Genomic DNA, 23695 nt, shown 5'->3' on the forward strand with positions numbered 1-23695 from the left:
CATGACGGAATTCGAGCAAATACGCGAGAGCCTCTCCACCCAGCGCCGCGATCTGGACACTCAACGTCGCGAAGCGTTGCTGGCCGGAGAACGGGTCAAGCAACTCGAACGGACAATGGCCCAACTGGGGCGCCGCGGCGGTCCCGGCCGGAGTGACGAGCGTGCCCGTTTGGAGGAAGAACTCAAGCGCGCGCGGGCGCAGGCCGACCGAGCCGGACGAGCCCTGTCGGAACTGTCCGCCGCGGAACGTGAGCGGTTCAAAGAGTTTACTCGTTTCACCGATCCTCGCGAGACCCTCCGGTTGCTGCCCGACGATTATCCGATTGTGCTCCTTCCCTTGCGGCTTGAAACCCGGTTCAAGTCAGGACCTGAAGGACAACCCCAGCTCTGGGTTCGCGTCTATCCGGACACCTGCCTCCTTGATTCTTTTGAAGAAACCCTCAGCGAGCAGGAAGTGGCCAACGCGCGCCTCTTCTGGGCGGCGATCTGGCGAGCCGGCGGCGACGAATCACTTGAGCGGAGCGCCTGGCGCGAATTGGTTGCATCCCACGGGTCGGGGCGAGCCGGCTGGATCGTCCAGCAATACCAGCCGATGAATCCGAACGAGAAACCCGCCAAAGACAGCCCGACCGACATTCTCCTGATCATTCCTGCGGACCAACCGATGCCGGCTGCCGGCATGACGTACTGGGAGTCGGTCTGGAGGGCAGACGGCAGGGCAGATCTTTTGGCGGGGGCCTTTACCGTACTGGAAGCGGCAGTCGGTGCAGCCCAGGCTCGCGAGATCCAAGAACATTTCAGGCCGGTGAATCTGGCCGACGTTCCCTCGCCCCCTCACACGAGAGCGGACGTGCAGGTGAAGGTCGCGCTGCTCCGATTTCCTGACCCGGGGGCGGAGGCTACAAGACGCTCATCCTGGTCCAGCGCGCCCAAGGTTTCGCTCTTGCCGGAACGGTTCATCTTGATCGGCACGGCACAGGAAGGCGCCTCTCGCGTCGAGATCGGCCGGCCGATTCGCACTCCGCTTGTCGTGGGGCCGGACCCGAATGCGCCGCCTGACCAGCAACTGAAACCGGTGGACGACCAGCTCCAGATCCCGGATGAGCTCGCCTGGATGTTCGATTTCGAGAAGGCGTTGGAAGTCGGGATGGCATTTCGTTTCGATCTGACTTCCCAGCAGGCGGCCAACGGCTTTGAGCGTCTCGTCGTACTTGGCGTGAGACTGGCGGATTCATCGCAGCAAGGAAGACAGAATCTCGAAACCTTGCTTCTCCATCATTTGCATAGCCGGGGTGGGCTGGAGATCCTTCCTCAAGGGACTCCGACCAACAATACGGAGCAAGGCGGAACCGGGTATACTTTCCGCGACGAGGCGGACGCGACGTTCGATCTCTTCTTTCGCCGAACCCCTCAATATACGAATGAACCGGATCCGCTCGCACGCCGCGACGGGCAATGGCTCGCCGATCTGCTCGGTCTCTCGCCCGACCTGGTCCAACAATTGCCCCATGCAGACGGCCGGGATCAAAGCGAGGCGCGCGCCATGCAAATCGCGCTCTGGCCGGGCACGCTCGGCTACATGATGCGGACTCTGCTCTCTCCCGTGTTCTCGGACGATGAGATCGCCTCGACGCGATCATTCTTTACCCGCTACGTGAGCGGGCGAGGTCCGCTGCCGGCCCTTCGCATCGGTATCCAGCCCTATGGCCTGCTGCTCACGACATCGTTCGATCGCATCAACTGGTTCGAGCGGGAAGGTCGAGCCAATTATCTCGGGAAGCTCTACGGCATCCTCGCGCGTATCGAGGCCGACTGGAGACAACTGCTCCCCCGCCTCTCGTACATCGGGAAGAGCGGAGGTGATCCGCACCAAATTCTGCTCGATGTCCTGGGACTGCATCCATCCTCGGTCGAGTATTACCCATTGCAGGCGGAGAGCCTGGACCATAAATTTTATGAGCTGTTGTTTTTCGATTCCACGATCGCGTTCGGGTTGTTGAATCTCTTTCCCTCCGCGATCCCGCTGGCATTGCTCCGCAGCTTCGGCTATGTCGGGGCCGAAGTGCCTGATTTACTCACCAAGGTGTTCAAGGCCCGCCAGACTCCCTTGACCGGCCCGCTGATCGACGATCGTCCGCTGTCGGAACAGGACCCGATCCGCAACTATGCCGGCGCCCGCAATTACATCGAGTGGCTGATCGATGCGGCCCAGGCGGGGATCGAACGGGTTCAACAAGAACAGGGGTTCGACGGCGGCAAGAAACCGGCCGCTTTGCTCTATCTGCTGTTGCGGCATGCCTTGCAGCTCACGTTTTATGAAACGGGCGTCCGGCTGCAAACGGAGGCCGGGCTCATCGAGAATCCAGAAGCGAGCTACCGGGAGCCGAACTTTGTACATGTGCGCGAACCCCAGAACGGAAGCGAGAGCCGCTATAGCACCTTGTTTCGTCCGGCGCAGCGCATCACGGGCCGGGACACTCTGTTGCTGGGAGACTATATCGCGCGCGGACTCAGAACACTTCATCCGAATCTCCGCGAGCACATCGAAGCGCTCGAGCGGTTGAGCCGCGTGCCGACCGCTCGGTTGGAACGCATCTTTGCCGAGCACGTCGATACCGTGACCTACCGGCTGGACGCCTGGGAGACCGGGCTCCTGACCTGGCAGCTCGAATCGATGCGACAACAGAAGAATCAACCAGGCAATGAGGGACAACCGGGCGACGACAACCCGGGCCTATTTCTCGGTACATACGGCTGGCTGGAACCGGTACGGCCGAAACAGGCGGCGTTGACTCCCGTCCAACTGCCGCAGGACCTCGCCGACAAGGTCAACCAACGGGATCAGGCGCCGCTGATGCGCGACAGCACGAACGAAGGGCTCATCCACGCGCCGTCGCTTAACCATGCGACCACCGCGGCGGTTCTGCGAAACGGGTATCTCGCCAACGACGGGCGGCTGGCCGTCAATCTGTCGTCACGCCGGGTCCGCCAGGCGCTGGCGATTCTCGAAGGGATGCGAAACGGCCAGTCGATGGGGGCCCTGCTGGGGTATCAATTGGAACGCCATATTCATGATCATGGGCCGCTGCAGGTGCGCGATCTCGTCTACCACTTGCGCCGAGCCTTCCCGCTGGCCGCGAATCAGATCCAGAAGACCAGCACCGATGACGGCGACGCGAAAGACTCGATCGCGGCGATGAACGTGGTCGACGGGCGCAAACTGCTCGAACATGCGGAACAGGCGAACAATTATACGTACCCATTCGGCATCGCGACCCTGCCCCGCCGCGCCGCCGATCAAGAGGCCGCTATCACCAACGCCGTGGCCTCGATCCGAGATGCCAACGACGCGGTGGCCGACCTCGTGTTGGCCGAAGGAGTCCACCAGGCCGTGTTGGGCAATTATGACCGCTCCGCAGGGACCCTGGATGCCTTCGCCAAAGGGAATTATCCTCCGGAGCCCGACATCGTGCGCACGCCGCGCAGCGGGATCGCTCTGACCCTGCGCACCGCGATCCATCTTTCACCCGAGCCGCCAGCCAATCCCCTCCCGGCCATTCCGTTGACGCCTTTATCGAAAGTGGAACCGGCGCTCAATGCCTGGCTCACGCCTCGCTTTCCGGCTCCGGACGATGTCGGCTGCGAAGTGCGCTTCACCGACCGAGGCACCGGCCTGGAGCAGAACCCCTTCATCAGCCAAACCCAGCTGGGATTGCAGCCGATCGATCTCATCTACCGGATCGAGACACAGGCGGATCAAGCGGTCAATCAGCTCGATGATCGCATTCTCGATTATATTCACCGTCACCACGCACCGCGGCTCGATCGCCCGATTGTGATCAGCTACACCGCGAGACAGGGCGGCAAGATCACCTGGTTTGAATTGCAGGCGCTGCTCAACAACTTGCGTCCGCTGGTGGTCGGCTCGCGTCCGCTTCAGCCGGCAGATCTGATCCGCCATAACGATGCGTCACGCGACGATCAGGGGATGTCCGTCCTGTCCAAAACGCTGATCCAAGCGGCGCGTGACGATCTCCACACCGCCCATCTTCCGGCACTCGATACCTTGATCAGCGCGCTCGATAACGCGGCCGTGACGATCGATGCGGTGCTCGCGCAGTTCGCTGCGACGGTAGGGAGCCTGGCTTCCTATCGACTGCCGCAGACCGGAATCGGATTTGTCTATGAATGGCGGGCGGGTCTCTATTCCAACCTCACCAAAAAAATCAGCGACCGGGTAAAGCAGTGGGATGATCGCCTCGCGCGATACCAGTCACGGATCGATGAATACGACGCTCTTCCGGCTTCTACACCGGAAGCGGATCGGTTCAAATCTTTGCAAGCGGCGGAGATCCTGATCAGCACGCAACTCACCGCTCCTCCGCCCGCCAATGCGGGCGACTATCGAGTCGCGCTCGACGGGAGACGAACGGCCTTCGAGACCAAGCAGACCGGCCTGTTGCAATTGATCAACGTCCCGCGCGCTATAGTCGCCGACTTGCTGGCCGATATCCAGGCAGCCTTGCCGCTGACTGACTTCGATGCCGAGCCGTTCGACTTCACCGACGAAGAAGCCGAGGTCGGCCGCTTTCGAATCCGCTTAAAGCAAACCACCTCGCTGGTCAAAGAGGACGTGGCCGGCCGGATCGCGAAAGCCGACGCACTCCTCGTGCAGCATGATGCAGCGTCCTCGTCGGACAAGATCAAGCTTCTCCAGCAGGCGGCAAAGTTCTTGTTCGGCGAAGACTTCCAACTCATTCCTCGCTTCACGCTGCCGGCGGCAGCGGCCGACGAAGTGGCCAATGCCTGGCAGCATTCCAGGTCGGGCGCATTGACCAAATTCTTGCGCGATCCCAAGCCCTCCGGTGCCGGCCGCGATTTTCCGCTCGACGACTGGTTGCATGGCGTCGCGCGGGTCCGCGAGAGGATGAAACAGTGGGAGACGGTGCTCCTCCTGGATGAGGCGTTCCCCGGCGTCCAGCCGCCGGAGCTGATCCCGTTGCAACTCCCGCACGGTGCCGATGAGCCCTGGCTGGCCTTGGACATTCCATCGGATTATAAGATCGACAGCGACCGTTTGCTCTATACCGCGCATTTTGCCGATCCGTTCGACAAGACCAATCCGCTCTGCGGCCTCTTGATTGATGAATGGACCGAAGTCATTCCGGGAACCGAGGAAACGACCGGGATTGCGTTTCACTTCGACCGCCCGAACGCCGAACCACCTCAGGCCTGGCTCGTCGCGCTCCCGGCGGTGCGCGACGGCGCCTGGTCCTGGGACGATCTCCTGGGCGCGGTCCATCATGCGCTGGATGCGGCTAAGCTTCGCGCCGTCGAGCCGGCGCATGTCGATACCACCGCCTATAGCTGGTTCCTGCCGGCCACCACTTCGGCCTACACGTTTCCCGAGATTTCGATTTCCAATAATTTGCTGCGCAACCTCGACATCTTCGCCAAGTTCGCCAAGGAGTAGCGCATGGCCGATCCGAATATTGTGACCAAGATGAGCGAAGCCGTGACCTTGCGGCTGCACCCGGCCATCACGCGCTGGAATCGGCTCGAAGGAAGGCCGCGCACACATACATTTGACCGCGCGCTGAAGGCCGAAGTCAGGGATGCGCTGTGGATGCTCTCCAAGCAATGGCAGATGGGGGAATTCGAAGGGGACGACGCCGGCTCACCGGTCCTGGCGAGGGCCTGTCTCGACGTCATGCCGATCGATCGTTTCCAGGCAAACGAAGGACCGGTCGAACCGCTGTTGCCCGACGAACCGTTGGAAGCCAAAGTCGAACGCAGGCCGCTCCCATTGCGAACCGGAAATCAGTTTCTTTCGCTCGACCTGCGTCTGGTAGTCGGACGCCGCTGGCTCAAGCTGCTGAACCGTGAGGTGTCGCGCCCCGGCGGCCTGTCGGCCGATTACCGAGATGCATATCTCACTCAGTATCGAGTGCCGGTTCCCAATCCGGCGCAAAAGGCGGACGCAGCCATCTGCGCCCATCCCGAGGTCTGGCAGCTGGTCGGCGCGGCAGCCGAACGGGCGATGGACGGCATCGCCCTGCTCGAGCATGTGGCTGCGCCGGGAGGCCAAGCCTTTGACGGGATCGGCGCGTCGGCTCCGGATCAGCCGAAGCTCACCACGCTGGTCGAGGAGCTGAAACGGTGGTTTCTTGATCTTATTGCGCAGCCACCGGCCGCCGAAACCGATGCCTGGGCCCCATCCAGACTCGAGTACCGTTTCGGCTGCGAGGCTCAGAACGGCGCCACTGGCATCGTCATGCGCGCTGAAGAATATTATCAAGGCCGCCTCGATTGGTATGCGCTCGAACGAGACCCGAGCGCCACGCAACTGGGTGAGGAGCCGCCGCCGCCCCAGACACCGGAGCGGCTCGTCCATACATTTCTGCCCATGTCGATCGTGTTCGAAGGCATGCCGAATACCAGATGGTGGGCGTTTGAGGATCGGCGTACCAATTTCGGCGATGTCCGTCCCGACCAGACCGATTTGGGCAAGCTGCTCTTGATGGAATTCGGCCTGGTCTACGCGAATGATTGGTTCGTCTTGCCCTATACGTTGCCGGTCGGCACGGTGACCGACGTGAAGGGCATCGCGATTACGAACGTGTTCGGAGAGCGCTTCTGGATCGAACCGATCACACAGAGGGAAGGAGCCGGCTGGCAACAGTGGAGTCTGTTCGCGTTGACGGCGACGGCGCCCGAACGACAGGCGCCGCCACACAGGCTGACCTTGCTGCCCACGGTGCCAAAGGTCCAAGAAAGCCCGGCGCTGGAGGAAGTCTGGTTGATCCGCGACGAGGTCGCCAACATGGTCTGGGGCATTGAGCAGCGGATCCTGCTGCCGTCCGGCGCCGCGAGAGCCGGCGGCGAAGCCGCCCGCGAGTATCACCGATATTTACAGAAGTTGATCGGTCCACCCGGGCCATCCACCATTGAGCCGGCCGCGCCGATCAGATACCAGGTCATGAACCAGGTGCCCGAGCAGTGGATTCCGTTTATCCCGGTACACGTGGACGGCAGTGTCCGGGAGACGCAATTGCAACGGGCCGCGCTACCCCGCATTCTCGAAGGCGACCCCAATCCCCCGGAAAAGATTCGCCCCCGCACGATGCTGCTCAGGCAGAATCTGCCGAAGGCTTATTATGTGCACGAGGAGGAAGTCCCGCGTGCCGGGGCGGTGGTGAGCCAGTCCTATCAACGCACGCGTTGGATCGGCGGCAAGGTCTTTACGTGGCTGGGCGTCCGGAAACAAACAGGCCGGGGCGAAGGCACCAGCGGGCTCGCGTTCGACCGGGTGGTCGAAACGAAGCCTCGCTCATGACGTGATATCGGCCCGATGCACATTGCCGAGGAGGACCTTGCTTAAACGTTACGCCGTACGTTGAAGACGGGTCGATTTGCGGAGAGAGCGAAGGAACCGGCGCGACCCCGGCGCGAATTCAGAATGCTTGCTCGCTTTCCATGCACCGAAGCAATTAAGTAGAGCCTTTATGACGAAGAAATGTCCAGCAGGCGAGCCTCAGCCGCCCGTCGTGCTCGCTGTATTTGAAGATTTCATCAATCGCCTACAGACTGATTCGTCGATGGATTCCTGCGTCATCGCACGGCTGCGACAGACTCTTGTGGATGATCAGGAGATATCAGCAGAGGCTTTAAGGAAAGCCCTATTCTCAGATGAGCTTCTGCCATGATCCGGGTAGTTTCGCTTGTCATTGAAGAGTTTCGTGGAATTCACAAACTGTCGCTGACATCCAGCGGCCAGAATTTCGCGATCTGTGGACCGAATGGCACTGGCAAGAGCGGTGTCGTCGATGCCTTAGAGTTCGCAATAACAGGAGCGGTCACGCGGCTGACTGGTCAGGGCACTTCCGGCATAACTCTAAAGGCTTATGGTCCGCATGTGGATATGCGCGATAAACCGGATTTCGCACGCGTCGTGCTAACCGCGCTTATTCCCACTATCAACAAGACCGTGACCATCGAGCGAAAGGTCAGCTCGCCGAACGAGCCGTCCGTTACGCCGAACGATCCGCAAATCCTGGCACTAGTAACTGAACTTTCAAATCACCCGGAGTTTGCGCTGTCACGCCGCGAAATCATCAAATATGTTCTCGCCGCACCTGGTGACAGGTCGAAGGAAGTTCAAGCGCTGCTGCGACTCGACAGGATCGACAAGGTCAGACAGAGTCTCCAAATGATCGTCAATAGTTGTAAAACGCGCCTGAAACAGATCAACCAGTCCTTGCAGGACGCCGAAACGAACCTACTGCGCGCTTTGGGAATTCCAATGCTCAAGAAAGAGCATGTGATCGATGCAGTGAACAAAAGACGGCAGGTACTCGGACTTACTCTGCTGACGGATTTGGGAACGAACACTTCCGTAAAAACAGGGATGATACGGACTGCACCATCGATAAAATCCAATATCGGTAAGGCGCAGGCATTGGCTGATATCGCGGCACTATCTGAACAGTTAACTGGACCGGAGCCAAGCACGGTAGCTTCTAGCCGCGTGGACGTGACACAACTGCTTGAAAACCTGGCCAATAAGCCCGCGCTAGTGCGGAGCTTGCGACGCCAGACATTCTTGAGTTCCGGCCTCGATCTTCTTGACGACGCGGCCTGTCCGTTTTGTGAAGACGAATGGATTCTGGATGAGCTCCGTACGCGGGTGAAAGGCAGATTGGCGGAGGCAAAAGAAGCGGCCGAGACCAAAGACTCTCTTGAACGAGCTGCGGCCCCACTGCTCTCATCGCTTCATGGTTTCGAGAATCTGGGGCAAACAGTCGCAGAATATTGTAAGAATCTGCCAACGCCCGTTGATCCCACGGAGCTTACGAATTGGATTCAATCCCTGAACGAGCGGCGTCACAAAATAGTGGATACCGAGGATCTCGAAGCCGCCATGAAGGAGTGCTCTACTGATTGCCGGCAGATGCCGGATGGTGCACTCAAGGTGGTGAAGGAAATTCACGCCGCAGTCGCTAGTCTTCCTGACCCTTCGAAGGAAGATGAGGCACGCGAATTTCTCACTGTTTGTCAGGAGCGGCTTGACAGCTACCGGGAGGCCAAGCGTCAGCAGGCGCGAGCAGAGCAGCAAAGCAATCTGGCCGGGAAGGTTCTCGATGCGTACAGCGCCAGCTCAAATGCAACTTTGGCCCAAATCTATAAAGATGTGGAGAAGGATTTCAGCGACTACTATCGCATAGTGAACCAAGATGATGAAGCCGACTTCGAAGGCAAACTGACTCCGTCGTTGGGAAAGCTCGGGTTTGACGTGGATTTCTATGGCCGTGGCTTCTATCCGCCAGGCGCATATCACAGCGAAGGGCATCAAGACAGCATGGGCCTGTGTCTCTACCTCGCGCTGATGAAGCATACACTTGGAGATAACTTCACTTTCGCCATTCTGGATGACGTACTGATGTCGGTCGATGCAGGTCACCGTCGGGAAATATGCACGTTACTCAAGACGAAGTTCCCCCAGACGCAATTTCTAATGACAACGCACGATCCAATATGGCTGCAACACATGATGACGGAACAGCTCATTACGTCGAAATCCTATGTTCACTTTCGAAAATGGTCGGTGGACGATGGCCCCATAGTCTGGGAGGGTGGCGAAGTTTGGGACGAAATACAACAAGACCTGGATAATGATGATGTTCCAGGCGCAGCCGGGACGCTTCGCCGGTATTTGGAGTACATCTCCGCTTTGCTGTCGCACAAGCTCCGGGCAAGCATCGAATATCGAGGTGACGCCCAATACGATCTTGGCGAACTATTGCCAGCCGTAGTTTCGGCATTTAAGAAGCTGCTCAGTAAGGCGCAGGAGTCGGCAAATTCATGGAATAAGAAGGAAGATTGCACCCGGCTATCCACATATCAAATGGAGTTCAGCTCAAAGGTAGAGAAGTCGCAAATTGAGCAATGGGCCATAAACAAAAGCGTCCACTACAATCAATGGATACAGCTAAAGAAGCAGGACTTCGCCCCGGTTGTCGAGACCTTCAAGGATTTGCTGGCGTGCTTTCGTTGCGACACTTGCGACGGGATAATCTACGTCTCACCGGCAAAGGGAGCGAAAGAAAGTTTTAGGTGCGATTGTGGTGGATTCAATCTGAATCTCAAGACGAAGGGAAAAGCTTAAAGATTGAATCCCAGCGGTGTCTTAGCATGTGGTAAAGAGGGAATGGCTTGATAATATTACGGTTACTTTTGAAATGGCATATATGACGCATGAATTGGACCCGGTAGAACGGGAGATCTCCGAGATCATCGCATCGGTCGCTGTCGATGGGATTCGCGATATGTGGAAATCCGACCGAATCTATACATCAGAGATAAAACGTCGCGTCAGCGAACTGGGCCAGGACAAGGGATTTCAAATCTGCTGCAGCGGCTGGACTCCACCTCATGGTCGTTGTGAATGGCTCTACGACCTCGTCTGGCTTCAACTTAAGGATGATCACATCGAGAGGGTTCCTCTGGTCCTGGAATCCGAATGGAGTCTCGATCTCGGCGAGATTGACTGGGACTTCTGCAAGCTTCTACTGGCACGTGCGGATCATAGAGTGATGATTCTTCAACAGGGTACGGAAGATGACGTTCTGCGCGTTTTCGATACCCTCGAGGCGCGAATCACTAACTTCCGCGAGGCCTCTGCAGGAGATCGCTATCTCCTCCTCGGCTACGATTGGAATTCTCCTCAAGGATTCCACCGCCGCCTGATCGTCTCGTCATAACAGCACATGACCCAAAATCAGAACAGCGGACCAATTAAGCCTCAGATCCGTATTTCTAGGAACCACAACTTACAAAGAGTTTGCATATATATTTGTAGTAACCTCGTTTGAGATCGATCAGACTGATTCTCTTCTCGCAGTGTAGCCAACCACCCAAGGTGATAGTAAGGCAGCAGCATTGATTCCGCGAGCCTTCTTTTCGCTTGCTGTACATATCTGGTGAGCAATCCTATCAGCGCACCCACTGGATCGGCGGCAAGGTCTTTACCTGGCTGGGTGTCCGGAAGCAAACGGGCAGGGGCGAAGGCACCAGTGGGTTGGCGTTCGACCGGGTGGTCGAAACGAAGCCTCGCTCATGACCCGGTTACAGCCCGGTGATAGTCCGCCGCCAGGCAATGTAGACACAAAACACTTCGCCGCCGCCGTTCCATCAATATCGTGTCCAAAATCTCGGCATAGTGGTTCAGGAGATTGAACTAGAAACCAGCGCCTGCGCAGCGACCGTCGACTTCACCGGAGGCGCGGGAACTCATCAAGGCTTAGCCGAGAAGGAAAGCTGGTACTGACCACCGCACCGTGGTCGTAGACCACGGCGACGAGAATACCAGAAGGTTTCCGCTCGGATAAGCCCGGAAGGGTGGCGCCGGGAGGTGTGAAGAGGGCTCACTGCTCAGGCGCCGAGTTCCTGAAAGAGGAACCGGCCCTTCCCGGACCTGTTGTCTTTACTCAGGAAGCTCGATCTTTCGGCAAATAGTCGTTCAGGCGGCGGCGGATGATGCCGTCCGACAAGGTCGGATAGTAGCCCTTGAGCGCCTGGGTTCCGATCTGCGCCGCAAGATAATCTTCGCCGCGTCCCAATTCGCTGAAATGCCGCTCGATCCGCCGCTTGGCGCCGGCGCAGAACGAATCCACCAATTCCCACACCGTCGTATGCCCGTCCAACCGCGTTTGCCGCTCGGCATACAGAGCCGTGGCAGTGATGGCCAGCAAATCTTCGCCGACGGCTTCGATATGCGTCTGCACCAACTGCTCGTCACGAAACGAGGCTTGAAACCGCGCCATAGCGTACAGAGTTGTACGCGCCAGGCGCCGGCTGGTTCGCTCGACATAGCGCAGAAGGGGAAGGACTTGGGGATGCGAGAGTTCCCGGCGATCCGGCACCGCGCGTCTCCGCCACTGTTTCACATACCAGGGCAGGTAGAAGAGCCCCAGTTTCATGACTTGGCGTACGCGCTGGGACCGGGTGCTTTCCTCGGCATACAAGGCTTTCGATCGATCCACATGGCGGCTCAAGGCCTCGCGCACGATAAAGGGCCGCAGGATATCGGTCGCCCCCTCGCCGATCCGGTACATCTCCGCATCTCGGACGAGTTGCTCCACTCCAAAGGCCGGCTCACCTCGTTGTTGTTTAGACTGCGCGGTCTCATACCCCATGCCGCCGAAAATAATCTGCGCATCCCGTAGAAAGCGGATCGTGTGCTCGGAGCAGAATATTTTCGCGACGGCCGCCTCGATCCGGATGTCGTACCGATGTTGGTCGGCCAAATGCCAGATCAGTATCGACATCGCCTCCATGGCGAAGAGATGGCCCGCCATGTCCCCGATGCGAATCTGTTGGGTTTGGCGCTCCGCCAGGGCCCTTTGAAATGTCCGGCGATGGTTCGCCCGATCCAACGTCGGCTGCCAGGCCTGTTTCGCCATGCCCAGACAGATAGCCGGAATGCTGATCCCGCGACCGACGTTCAGGATCGTCAAGGCATACTTCAGTCCCTTGCCAATGTCCCCGATCAGCTGATCGACCGGGACCGGGACATTCTGCAAGGTGATATGAGCATTTTCGATGCCGCGGCATCCCTCGAACTGGCAACGCTGGCGTACGGTGACACCCGGACCAGCCATGTCCAGAATGAACGCCGAGTGGACTCGGTCCTCCGCTTCCTTGCCGCCGGGAACCGGCAGCCATTCCGTTTTTCCCTCCCGTTCAATCCGGCGCGCCGGCACGCGGGCAATCAATGTCACGTATCGGGCAATCGGGCCGTTCGTACACCAGAGCTTCTCGCCGTTCACAAAAAATTGCGTCCCGGTGGTATCGAGCACCGCCTCCGTCTGAACGTTGGCCGCATCGGAACCCGTCATCGGTTCAGTGAGCGCAAAGGCGGAAATCGCTTCTCTCGCCACCAGCGGGAGATACTTCCTTTTTTGCTCGTCGTTTCCAAAAAGAAGGATCGGCATCGCGATGCCGATCGATTGCGGCACCGCGACCGTCAAGGCGAGGATATTGCTCCAACTCGCGATCAAGGTCAGCACGCGCCCATAATTCGTATAGGACAACCCGAGGCCGCCGTACTCCTTCGGAATCTTCATGGCGAACGCTCCGAGCTTGAACAGTCCTTGAATAACCTGCTCCGGAATCTTGGCCTGCCGTTCGATTTCCTCCGGATCGACGTGATGGATCAGGAAATTCTCCATCTGTTTGCAGAATGCCTCACCGGCGGCCTTTTCCTCGGGCCGCTCCGGCGGCGACAGAAGCAGATTAAAGTCGGGAAGTCCGTCATAAAGTCCCGCCATGAAACTGGCTCCCATGAACCGCTCGCGGGCCTCTTCAATCCGCTCGAATCCCTTCAATAGCCGGCTCATCTGTCGCCTCGCTCTTTGTCTTCCTTGAATTGTCGTTCCCGGTACGCGGCCAGCGCACCGGCAAGCCGCGTTTTCAGCTCCAACCGCTTGGGTTTGCCGGTCGAAGTGTAGGGGACCTCCTGCCCAACAATGATGACCTTCGGCTGTTTCGCAAAGGGCAGCCGGCCGCGACAATGGACCAATAGCTCCGCCTCCTTCGGCGGCGCGCTCGGTTCCTTCGGCACGATGTAAGCGGCGATCTCTTCGCCGTAGTAACGGTTTTCAAAGGCGACCGCCATGGCAAATTTCACCCCTGGATGCCCTCGGAGTACGTTGTCGATTTCCAATGGGGAAATGTTGACGCCGCCGCGAATGATCAATTCCTTCATCCGGCCGGAGATGAACAGGAATGGGCGCCCCTGTTCATCGTTCACGAAGAAGCCTTCGTCGCCCGATCGAAACCATCCCCATTGGAAGGCCGCCTCGTTCGCGTCCGGACGCTTGAAATAGCCTGAGCAGACCGTGCGGCCCTTGATGCAGATTTCACCGCGGACCTGTTCGGAGACCGGCTTGCCCTGCTCATCCAAAATCGCCATCTCGTTGTGCCGGAGCGGCAGGCCGATTGATGGGAACTCATAGTCGCCGAGCCAACGCCGATGCACCTCGCGCGACAGGTCATTCGGCAGAAAACAGGAATAGCAAGTCGTCTCGGATAATCCATACCCGTGACGGATGCGGAAGGGAAAGCGATCCTCGAACCGCGCCGCCGTATCCTTGAGCAAAGGCCCGGCCCCGCAGATCAGGCCACCGAAACGGCCGAGTCGATAGCGGCCGATGTCTTCATCGGCCGCCAGAAGAAATTCGAGCAATGTCGGAACGACGCTGACACAGGTCACCTGCTCCTCATGAAGCCGCTTCCAAAAGGCGCCTGGCTTGAATCTCCGATTCAGCACGATGGCGCCCTTGCAATAAAACGGCGTGATCACGGTGACCACGATGCCGTTCACGTGGTGGATCGGCAGAACGCACATCAATCGATCGTTTGCGCCGAAGCCGTGCCATTCGGCGATGGCGTCGGCATCGATCAAAAGATTGGCGGCCGTCAGCACGACTCCCTTCGGAGGCCCGGTCGTGCCGGAGGTGTAGATGATCAGCGCGTCATCGTCGAGCCGTGATAGTTGGGGAGGCCGACCATTCCGCGCCTGGCTCGAAGACAAGCCTTTGCTCCCGTGATGGGCGGCTTTCAGAAATCCATCGTCACCCAACGCGACGACTTCACGCAATGAGAGCAGGTCTTGTTGGAGTTGGACCAGTTCATCGTAATAGTCCGGCCGGCAGATGACCGCCGCCGCCTCCGAATGCTCCAGGATGTAGCGTTTTGTCTCGGGCGACTCTTCGACGTTGATCGGCACGACGGCCGCGCCCAATCGCCAAGCAGCAAAGTACACCAGCACGGTGAGATCGTGATTGAATAGGACCGTGGCGATCCGGTGCCCGCGCCGGAGGCCCAATCGCTCGTGAAGAAAGACTACGGCTCCTTCTACCAGAGTGCCGAATTCGCCATAGGTGTAGGACCGCCGTACCTGGGCGTCATCATCGTAATAGGTCAGCACCGTCCGATCCACCAGCCGGGGATCGTGCACGCGCGCGCGAAAGAACTCCGCGAACGAGGACCAGGGCAGCATGAAGGGTGCCCCCGCCATACCCCGCGCCTGCTCGATCCTGTCCTCAACGGCGGTCAAGAGGTTCATAACTCCTCGGCGCCGGGCCCGTATAGAGGGCCCGCGGCCTCATCAAGCGGTTATGTTCCTGCTGTTCGATCACATGGGCGCACCATCCGGCGATGCGGGAACAGACGAACAGCGGCGTGTACAGCGGCGGAGGAATGCCCATCAACAGGTACGCCACCGCCGTATAAAAATCCAAATTGGGATAGAGACCTTTCTCTTCCTGCATGATGCGGTCGATAGTATGGGCAATCTCGATCCATCGATGTTCACCGCAGAGATGACTCAGTTGCTCCGCATGGCGCTGAATGATGGCGGACCTGGCATCGCCGTGTTTCAACACCCGATGGCCGAAACCCATGATCCGTTGTCGCTTCGCGAGGATCTCGCGGACCCATGCTTCTGCTTTCTCCGGCCGGCCGATCTCTACCATCATCGAGGCCACCGCTTCATTCGCTCCACCGTGCAGCGGCCCTTTCAATGAGGCCACGGCAGCGGTGATGGCGCCATGCAAGTCGGTCAGAGTGGAAGCCACGACCCGGGCCGCAAAGGTCGAAGCGTTGAATTCATGTTCCGCATAGAGAATCAGCGAGACGTTCAGCACCCGCGCCATCGGCTCGGTGAATTCGTCCTCCTTGCGATCAGTCAAGAGCTGAAGCAGATGATGGGCGAAGCTTTTCTTCGACTCCGGCCCACTCGGCTGACTTCCGGCGGCGGCGTCACGCATATAAGCGATCAGCAGCGGGATTTGGCCGAGCAGGCGCACGGACTTTCGAAGATTCGCCTCGTGCGATCCGTCCTGCGCGTCCGTATCCGCCAATCCCAAGAGTGAAATACCGGTCCGCAAGCCATCCATCGGGTGAGCCCCCGAAGGAATCGGCGCCAAACAACGCTGGACCGAGCCCGACAAGATCCGGCCGCAATCCATGAGCCCGCAAAACCTGTCCAATTCCTGGCTATTGGGCAAATGACCGTAGAGCAGGAGATACGCGACTTCTTCGAAGCTGCTCCGGTCCGCTAGATCCGCGACCGCATAGCCGCGATACCGGAGGCCGGCCTCTCCTTCATCAACCAGGCAGATAGCCGATTCGCCGGCTATGACACCTTCCAGGCCGGGACTGTAGGATGGAACCGACACAGACTCAACCGCGGGCCGCTCCTTCATTGTTTGGTTCATAGGGCCTCCGCTCTTGGATTGCCGTCGGGTCATACTGAAGCAATTCATACAACTCCGCTCGCGTCATCATTTGCTGCAACAAGTCGCGCTGGGATCCCGCTTCCTTCAGGTCGGTCAGGAATCGTTCGATGGCCTTGATCGCGACGCGCAATACACTCACAGGAAACAGCACGCCGCGGTATCCGAGTTGCTCGAAGCGGCTCACAGGCAAATAGGGACTCTTGCCGAACTCCGTCATGTTGGCGATCAAGGGCACGGCTACTCCCGCCTTGCTCATTGCCGACGAAAATGTTTCAAATTCCTTCTCCGATTCGAGCGCTTCAGGAAACAACGCGTCTGCTCCGGCCTCGACATACGCCAGGGCTCGATGCACCGCTCCCTTCATTCCCTCGACGCTGCGGGCATCGGTGCGAGCGACAATGACAAAGTCAGGATCGCGCTTGGACTCGACTGCTGCACGAATCTTCGACACCATGTCATCCGTCCGCACCAATTCCTTGCCGGCGAGATGCCCGCACTTCTTCGGCAATTGCTGATCTTCAATTTGCATGCCGGCAAGGCCGGCCTCTTCAAATGAGCGGACAGCCGCAGGGATGGCGGAAACCGGCCCGAACCCCGTGTCCGCGTCCACGATTACAGGAATCGAGACAGCTTTCGCGATGGTCCGTGCCTCCGCTGTAACCTGCTCCAATGAAAGCAGGCCGATATCGGGAAGTCCTTGAACGGCGGAGAGGGCCGCTCCTGACACATACAACGCATCGTAGCCGGCCCGTTCGATCTGCATCCCCGTCAAGCCATTGAACGCGCCGGGAATGGCAATCGTCCTGCCCGCGAGCAGATCTCGAAGTCGCCCGGCTTTGGACAATGTCCGCGCTCTAGGCATGCGCCACCTTCAAAAGCGAAACCAGTTCGCTGAGATCCTTGGCTTGATCGAGCGTCCAGGCCGCTTCCAGCAGCTTCGTGATACGCCGCCGATCGAGCCGGCCTTGAGCCAGGCGGCGGAACTTGCCTTCGACTTCGCGATCCGACATCGGGTGAAGTGGATGACCCAGTGGAATATCGACCTGTTTCCTGTAGGATCGACCGGCTTCAGTCCGGACTGTGATACGGGTCGGCATGGACTCAGGATAGCGATCTACAAACTCAGGCTCTCGGACCACGCGGGTCTTCTTCATCAGTTCACGCAAGACGGGATCTTCGAGCCGTTTCTCGCTGAACGAGTGCAGGGTGACGCGCCCGTCGCGCAAGGCCACCGCCACGCAGTAGGGGAAACTGTGATCGGCCGTCTCCCTCGTAGCCGGCTGCCACTTTTCCGGATCGCGTCCGATGATTTCGATCGCGACATCGTAGCTGCCGATCTCAATTTCTAAAAGATTATCGATTACGTCGGGGCCTTCGGCCTCAATCAACTCCTTGCGCAACGCGAGCGCGGCCTCCACCGCCGTCTGCGCATGGTATTCGACGGGAAAGTGTTTGATGTAGGTCTCCATGATTTTGAACCGTCCGGGCGATTGACCCTGAACGACTTCTGCGCCGAACGGCGGCAACTCGAACGGCCCGGACACCAATTTCATGAAGCCCTTTTCTCCTTCGAACAGCGGCGCGGGGCCTGACATTCCGCGTTGAGCCAAAAGAGCGGCAAACACGGCGTTGCGCGCCGCGTTCGCGAAGGCCGAGGCTTTCCACATCGACAAATCGCCGACTCTGGTCTGCCGAAGCGCCACGTTCGCCACGCCGGCCAATGACGCGGCATGGGCCGTTTGCGCGACGGACAATTTCATCACCTTGGCCGCGGCCAGGGCCGACGAGAAGGGCCCGTAAGTCACATGGTCCCATCCACGGGGCCGCAGCGCCGCCGCATCACAAAGGCGGCATTGCACCTCATAGGCCAGCGCGATGGCTTGAATGACCCGTTTGCCCGAGGCGCGCTCCGTTTCGGCGACGGCCAATACCGCGGGGATATTGTCCGAAGGGTGGGCCGGCTCTTTGGACAAATACGTATCGTTGAAGTCCAAATAGCGCACGCCGGTTCCGTTGGCGAAGGCGGCGAGGTCCGGCGACGTCTTCTGTCCGGTCCCCCACACCGTGGCCCCGCCGGAGAGTTTGACGGATTGAGCTAGTTGCCGGGCGACGCGGTACGGTTTCGCGTTCCACGCGCCCAGCGCGCAGCCCAGGCTGTCGATGATCCGCCGCTTGACTTCATGGACGACCTCGACCGGCAAATCGTCATAACACAACGACTGGGTATAACGAGCCAAGCGATCGGTCAGCATGCAGGACCTCCGATAACAAACGTCGGCAAACACGTCGCTCGTCACAATAGTGGAACATCGCAAGAACTGCCTTCTCATCGACTCGGCGGCGTCCGCAAACGTGACGCTCATTATTCTTCGCGTCGTGGACCTTCACGACGAACGAGCGGCTGTTTTCGCATCCTCTGTTTCAGTCGATGTAGACTGCCGCTTTTCGAGAAACGCCTGGGCGGCTTCCTGCTTGTCGCGCGTGACGCACAACTGCCCGAAGAGTTCCGCCTCGCGTGCCAATCCTTCGGCTAGGGGGATATCGAGGCCGCCGCTGATGGCATGGAGCGCCGCTTGCACGGCTGTCGTCCCGCGCGAGGCAATCAAACCGGCCAACGCCTCCGTTTGCGCCAGCACCTGGGCGATCGGGAACACCCGGTTCACTAAGCCGATCCGGAAGGCTTCCTCCGCCGAAATGGTTTCACCGGTCAAAATCATCTCCGCCGCCCTGGATGGGCCGACGACTCTGGGCAGTCGTTGAGTGCCGCCGAACCCCGGTATCAATCCGAGTTTGATCTCCGGCAAGCCCAACTTGACTCCCTGCGCGGCGATGCGGATATGGCAGGCAAGCGCCAGTTCCAGACCGCCGCCGACGCATGTGCCATTGATGGCCGCCAACATCGGCTTGCGGGAGCGTTCAATGCGGTCGAAGACCCGTTGGCCACGCACGGAAAACTCCATTCCCGCATGCGTGCTGTTGAGGTGAACCAACTCGTGAATATCAGCGCCGGCGCAAAAGAACCGGCCCGATCCAGTAAAGACCACGGCTTTGACATACGGGTCCTCCTCAACTTCTCTAAGGCTCTGTTCCAATTCCTTGAGCACGGCGAGATCCAGGAGGTTCGCCGGCTGGTTATGGAGGGTAATGCGGGCGATATGATGCGCAATTGTCAGTAATTGATGGGGCATGACGGTCTCCTTCTCGAGACACGAACCACTTCCAGCTCAGCGCTTCGCAGGTTCAAGATTCTGGGTTTTTTCCTGTTCGGCAATCGCGGCCATCAGTTCCGGTATGCCTGTACCGCTTACACTTGCCACGGGCAAGACTGATCGACACCACTCACGTAGATTTTTCAGCGTGGCGTCCGCCCCCGCCAGATCGCTCTTGTTCACGACGACGATATCCGCCACTTCCAGGAGACCGGCTTTCATCGCCTGGACCTCATCGCCCAATCCCGGGGCAACGACCGCCACCACCACCTCCGCGACATTCGCAATGTCGATTTCGCCCTGGCCGACACCGATGGTTTCGATCAAGATCACATCATACCCTGCCGCCTCCAATACCTTAGCCGCATCGCGAGTCGCCCGGGCCAATCCGCCTCCTTGCCCGCGCGACGCCATGCTGCGGATGTAGACCATCGGATCGCCGGCATGGTCCTGCATTCTTACGCGGTCACCGAGAACGGCGCCTCCGGTGACAGGACTACTGATATCGACCGCCAGCACACCGACCTTCTTCCCGACTCGCCGGTAGGCGCCGATGAGCGCATCGATCAGCGTGCTCTTCCCTGCGCCCGGGTAGCCGGTGATGCCGATCACCGTTGCTTGGCCCACATCGCTCTTGAGCAATCGGAGAGCCGCACATCCATCCGGTGCCCCATTTTCCAATCGAGTGATCAGGCGCGAGACGGCCCGGATCGCGCCGGCTCGAATCGATCCGACCACAGCTTCAATATCACTCTGATCGCGCCTCATCACATCGTAAAATCGAACCGGCCTCATGTCATATCTTCTATACTTCGCGCAGATTCTTCACGTGAGAGAGTCGAGAGTATAACGGATGATTCAGCACATCCCCGAGTTGTCGCGCTGCCGCCGCAACCATTATTTCATTGACCGGCACGTCTGCTCCACATGCTTTCAACGCATAGACAATATCTTCCGTGGCGACATTACCGGAGGCGCCCGGCGCATAGGGACAGCCGCCCAAACCGCCGGCCGAACTATCAAAAGCCTCGATCTCATAGTCGCTCCAAGCCGTCAGCACATTGGCGACCGCCATCCCATAGGTATCGTGAAAGTGCAGCGATAGCCTGGCCCCCGGGATCCGAGGAAGCACAACATCCAGCAGTGTCCGGACATCAGCCGGAGAGGCCCGGCCGATCGTGTCGCCCAAAGAGATCTCGTCTACTCCCAGATCAAGGAGCTTGATGATCACATCCGCAACCCGTGCCGGTTCGATCCGGCCCTCATAGGGGCAGAACCAGGCCGTCGAAATGTAGCCCCGTACAGTCACCCCGTCTCGTCGAGCCCCTGCCGCCACCGGTTTGAATCGATCCAACGACTCTTGAACCGTGGCATTGATGTTTCGTTGGGTAAACGTCTCGGACGCGGCGGTGAACAGGCCGATCTTCTGCACCCCGACGGAACGGGCACGTTCCAGGCCTCGTTCATTCGGCACCAAGGCTGAATAGGTCACATTCGGCATCCGTTCAATCTTGCGAAACACATCCTCCGAATCCGCCATCTGGAGCACCGCTTTCGGCGATACAAATGCTCCCGCCTCGATTTCGGCAACCCCGGTCCTCGACAGGGCATTGATAAACGCAACTTTCCTCTCAGTGGCGATGATGGCTGGTTCGTTCTGCAGCCCGTCTCGGGGCCCGACTTCGGTGATGCGGATCTGATGAACTCCGGTGCTAGGTCCGTTGGCCTGCAACATGATGCGTCGTGTCCTTCACAGGCTCGCAGTCCCGGTCCACCGTGGCTTGCCTCCATGCCGGTGGACGTTTCTCCATGAAGGCACGGAGTCCTTCCTGCGCCTCTGCGGAAAGCCTCGCCTGAGCATTGGCTTCCACGGACAGACTCTCCTGCTCGCCGGCCGACAGGGCCTGTAGCCGGCGGAGCAGAGCTTTGGTCTGCCTGGTCGCCTCAGGTGCGAGCCGCAAAAGGGCGTCGGTCAATTCCTGTATTCGGCTGTCAAGCAAATCGGGCTTGACCACGTCTTGGACCAGGTTGAATTGCTTGGCCGCAGCCGCGGAAAAGGGCTCGGCGGTCAAGCAGAAACGGCGCATGAAGGACTCGCCGGCTTTGCGAAGCAAGAAGGGAGCGATGACGGCCGGAATCAGACCCAGTTGCACTTCACTGAGCGTAAACATCGCCTCTTCGGCAGCCACGACGACATCGCAGACCGCGAGCAATCCGACTCCGCCTCCGAAGGCATTACCCTGAACTCGGGCGATCACCGGATGTGGACATTCATCAATTGCTCGATACATGCCGGCCAAGAGACGGGCATCGTGCCGGGCTTGCTCCACCGACGGTCGATGATCCTGACTCAGCCAGCGCAGGTCCGCCCCGGCACAAAATACCGATTCCGCGCCGGTCAGAACGACGCCCCGCACTGATCGATCATTGGCGAATGTATGAAAGCTGTCGAGGAGTTCGCCGACCATGTGCTGGTCCAACGCATTGCGACGCTCGGGTCGATTCAGGGTTACGCGGGCGATGCCGTTGCGGGACTCGACGATGATGGAGGTCCGATCGGCCATCTTCATCCTCACATGCGAAACACCGGCGCACGAGATTCGCGGATAGGTGTCAAGGCCGCCACATCCAAACACAGGCCCAACACGCGACGGGTCTCGACCGGATCGAGAATCCCGTCGTCCCACAAGCGGGCCGTGCTGAAGTAGGGACTGCCTTCTTGCTCGTACTGTTGGAGAATAGATTCGGAAAGCCGGCGCTGTTCATCCTCCGACACCGTTCCCTGTTCCCGCCGTCGCTGTTGCTGCTTGACCGTCACCAGCACCTGCGCGGCCTGCTGCGCTCCCATCACCGAAATCCTTGCATTGGGCCAGACGAAGAGAAACCGCGGCCCATAGCCGCGCCCGCACATCGCATAATTGCCGGCCCCGTGAGACGCCCCAATCATGATCGTGAACTTCGGGACCTCCGCCGTCGCGACCGCCTGAACCATCTTTGCGCCGTCCTTGATGATCCCGCGCGTCTCGTACTCCTTGCCAACCATGAATCCCGGAATGTTTTGCAAAAACATGAGCGGGATCCGCCGCTGGGAACAGAGCTGCACAAAGTGGGCGCCCTTCAGCGCCGACTCCGAAAACAGAATGCCGTTGTTCGCTATCAGGCCGACCTGGTGCCCCATCCAATGGGCGAACCCACAGACCAAAGTCCGGCCGTAACGGGCCTTGAACTCCTGGAACCGGCTGCCGTCCACCAGTCTGGCAATGATTTCATGCGCGTCACAGGTCTGGCGGGGATTCGCAGGAATTAGACCGTAGAGATCCTCCGCCGGGTACAACGGCTCTTCAATGTCGGCGCGGCGCGGCTTGGCCGATTTCTTTCCCACCATGGCGACGATCGAGCGGCAGATCTCCAGGGCGTCGCGATCGTCGTCGGCCAAGTGATCGCTGACACCGGACAGCCTCGTGTGCAGATCGGCGCCGCCGAGTTCTTCATGGGTCACCTCCTCGCCGGTCGCCGCCTTGACCAACGGAGGGCCGGCCAGATAAATCGTGCCGGTTCCTTTCACGATGACATTCTCATCGCACATGGCCGGCACATAGGCGCCTCCGGCCGTGCACATGCCCATCACGACGGCAATTTGCGGAATCCCTGAGGCGGACATCCTCGCCTGGTTGTAAAAGATGCGACCGAAATGCTCCTTGTCGGCGAAGACGTCCGCCTGCATAGGCAGAAACACGCCGCCGGAATCCACCAGATAAATGGCCGGCAAGCGGTTTTCCAATGCGATTTCCTGCGCCCGCAGGTGTTTCTTGATCGTGATTGGGAAATAGGTGCCGCCCTTGACCGTCGCGTCATTGGCGGCGATCACGCAGAGGCGTCCCGATACGTAGCCGACTCCCGTGATGATGCCGGCGGCCGGCACCTGGTCATCGTACATACCGAACGCCGCCAATGGACTCAATTCCAGCCAGGGAGAGCCTTGATCCAAGAGAGCCGAGATCCGCTCGCGCGCCGTCAGTTTTCCGCGCTGCTTGTGCAACGCCACGGCATCGGCCGGTCCACCAGCTCGCGCTTGGATGAGATACTTCTTGAAATCCGCCATCAGCCGTTCGTAGTGAACCTGATTGCGGGCAAACTCTTCAGAGCCAGGAACAGCCGAGGTCCTGAGAACCGGCATCGCCTTTC

Annotated in this window: 14 protein-coding genes; 4 read left to right on the forward strand and 10 right to left on the reverse strand. The window is 59.3% G+C overall.

Features of this window, described 5'->3' with window-relative positions; genetic code table 11:
- Position 1 precedes the first annotated feature (1 nt).
- The 4 genes from ACWGXE_RS21930 (at position 2) to ACWGXE_RS21945 (ending at position 10760) form a co-directional block, all read left to right on the forward strand.
- On the forward strand, positions 2-5473 hold the full coding sequence (locus ACWGXE_RS21930) for a hypothetical protein (protein WP_447600262.1): 5472 nt from the start codon (positions 2-4) through the stop codon (positions 5471-5473).
- Between the two features lie 3 nt (positions 5474-5476).
- Positions 5477-7336 (forward strand): hypothetical protein, encoded by a 1860-nt coding sequence (locus ACWGXE_RS21935; RefSeq protein WP_447600263.1) that lies wholly within the window; start codon positions 5477-5479, stop codon positions 7334-7336.
- Between the two features lie 366 nt (positions 7337-7702).
- Entirely contained in the window at positions 7703-10165 is a 2463-nt protein-coding gene (locus ACWGXE_RS21940) for an AAA family ATPase (RefSeq protein ID WP_447600264.1), read from the forward strand.
- A 28-nt stretch (positions 10166-10193) separates the two neighbouring features.
- Positions 10194-10760, forward strand: a complete 567-nt coding sequence (locus ACWGXE_RS21945) for a hypothetical protein (protein WP_447600265.1) — start codon at positions 10194-10196, stop codon at positions 10758-10760.
- A gap of 726 nt (positions 10761-11486) precedes the next feature.
- On the opposite strand, the gene ACWGXE_RS21950 is transcribed toward ACWGXE_RS21945, so the two are convergent.
- The 10 genes from ACWGXE_RS21950 to ACWGXE_RS21995 all read right to left on the reverse strand — a co-directional run bounded on the left by ACWGXE_RS21950 (position 11487) and on the right by ACWGXE_RS21995 (position 23687).
- Positions 11487-13397: an acyl-CoA dehydrogenase family protein gene (locus ACWGXE_RS21950; RefSeq protein ID WP_447600266.1), complete on the reverse strand. Its 1911-nt coding sequence runs from the start codon at positions 13395-13397 to the stop codon at positions 11487-11489.
- The gene (locus ACWGXE_RS21955; RefSeq protein WP_447600267.1) at positions 13394-15127 is read right to left on the reverse strand and encodes a class I adenylate-forming enzyme family protein; all 1734 of its coding nucleotides are present in this window, start codon (positions 15125-15127) and stop codon (positions 13394-13396) included. Before ACWGXE_RS21955 ends, ACWGXE_RS21950 begins: the two co-directional genes overlap by 4 nt.
- Positions 15105-16280, reverse strand: a complete 1176-nt coding sequence (locus tag ACWGXE_RS21960; protein ID WP_447600268.1) for a citrate/2-methylcitrate synthase — start codon at positions 16278-16280, stop codon at positions 15105-15107. Before ACWGXE_RS21960 ends, ACWGXE_RS21955 begins: the two co-directional genes overlap by 23 nt.
- Positions 16246-17163 carry a methylisocitrate lyase gene (gene prpB / locus ACWGXE_RS21965; RefSeq protein ID WP_447600269.1) on the reverse strand — a complete coding sequence of 306 codons (918 nt, stop codon included), beginning with the start codon at positions 17161-17163 and terminating at the stop codon, positions 16246-16248. The genes ACWGXE_RS21960 and prpB overlap by 35 nt, the downstream gene beginning before the upstream one ends.
- Positions 17156-18553, reverse strand: a complete 1398-nt coding sequence (locus tag ACWGXE_RS21970) for an MmgE/PrpD family protein (protein ID WP_447600270.1) — start codon at positions 18551-18553, stop codon at positions 17156-17158. Before ACWGXE_RS21970 ends, prpB begins: the two co-directional genes overlap by 8 nt.
- A gap of 132 nt (positions 18554-18685) precedes the next feature.
- Positions 18686-19489: an enoyl-CoA hydratase-related protein gene (locus tag ACWGXE_RS21975; protein WP_447600271.1), complete on the reverse strand. Its 804-nt coding sequence runs from the start codon at positions 19487-19489 to the stop codon at positions 18686-18688.
- Positions 19490-19525: 36 nt separating this feature from the next.
- Complete coding sequence (meaB, locus tag ACWGXE_RS21980; protein ID WP_447600272.1) at positions 19526-20305, reverse strand: methylmalonyl Co-A mutase-associated GTPase MeaB; 780 nt, start codon at positions 20303-20305, stop codon at positions 19526-19528.
- Between the two features lie 10 nt (positions 20306-20315).
- Entirely contained in the window at positions 20316-21245 is a 930-nt protein-coding gene (locus ACWGXE_RS21985; RefSeq protein ID WP_447600273.1) for a hydroxymethylglutaryl-CoA lyase, read from the reverse strand.
- A complete protein-coding gene (locus ACWGXE_RS21990; RefSeq protein ID WP_447600274.1) occupies positions 21223-22074 on the reverse strand; it encodes an enoyl-CoA hydratase-related protein in 852 nt (283 codons plus the stop codon). The genes ACWGXE_RS21985 and ACWGXE_RS21990 overlap by 23 nt, the downstream gene beginning before the upstream one ends.
- An 8-nt stretch (positions 22075-22082) precedes the next feature.
- Positions 22083-23687 (reverse strand): carboxyl transferase domain-containing protein, encoded by a 1605-nt coding sequence (locus ACWGXE_RS21995; RefSeq protein WP_447600275.1) that lies wholly within the window; start codon positions 23685-23687, stop codon positions 22083-22085.
- Positions 23688-23695: the final 8 nt, after the last annotated feature.

This window comes from Nitrospira sp. Nam80 (genome assembly GCF_965152575.1).

Bases quoted from the DNA above. Each gene is read 5' to 3' on its own strand.
- ACWGXE_RS21930 (WP_447600262.1), top strand. From the start codon at position 2: ATGACGGAATTCGAGCAAATACGCGAGAGCCTCTCCACCCAGCGCCGC.
- ACWGXE_RS21935 (WP_447600263.1), top strand. From the start codon at position 5,477: ATGGCCGATCCGAATATTGTGACCAAGATGAGCGAAGCCGTGACCTTG.
- ACWGXE_RS21940 (WP_447600264.1), top strand. From the start codon at position 7,703: ATGATCCGGGTAGTTTCGCTTGTCATTGAAGAGTTTCGTGGAATTCAC.
- ACWGXE_RS21950 (WP_447600266.1), bottom strand. From the start codon at position 13,397: ATGAGCCGGCTATTGAAGGGATTCGAGCGGATTGAAGAGGCCCGCGAG.
- ACWGXE_RS21955 (WP_447600267.1), bottom strand. From the start codon at position 15,127: ATGAACCTCTTGACCGCCGTTGAGGACAGGATCGAGCAGGCGCGGGGT.
- ACWGXE_RS21960 (WP_447600268.1), bottom strand. From the start codon at position 16,280: ATGAACCAAACAATGAAGGAGCGGCCCGCGGTTGAGTCTGTGTCGGTT.
- prpB (WP_447600269.1), bottom strand. From the start codon at position 17,163: ATGCCTAGAGCGCGGACATTGTCCAAAGCCGGGCGACTTCGAGATCTG.
- ACWGXE_RS21970 (WP_447600270.1), bottom strand. From the start codon at position 18,553: ATGCTGACCGATCGCTTGGCTCGTTATACCCAGTCGTTGTGTTATGAC.
- ACWGXE_RS21975 (WP_447600271.1), bottom strand. From the start codon at position 19,489: ATGCCCCATCAATTACTGACAATTGCGCATCATATCGCCCGCATTACC.
- meaB (WP_447600272.1), bottom strand. From the start codon at position 20,305: ATGAGGCCGGTTCGATTTTACGATGTGATGAGGCGCGATCAGAGTGAT.
- ACWGXE_RS21985 (WP_447600273.1), bottom strand. From the start codon at position 21,245: ATGTTGCAGGCCAACGGACCTAGCACCGGAGTTCATCAGATCCGCATC.
- ACWGXE_RS21990 (WP_447600274.1), bottom strand. From the start codon at position 22,074: ATGGCCGATCGGACCTCCATCATCGTCGAGTCCCGCAACGGCATCGCC.
- ACWGXE_RS21995 (WP_447600275.1), bottom strand. From the start codon at position 23,687: ATGCCGGTTCTCAGGACCTCGGCTGTTCCTGGCTCTGAAGAGTTTGCC.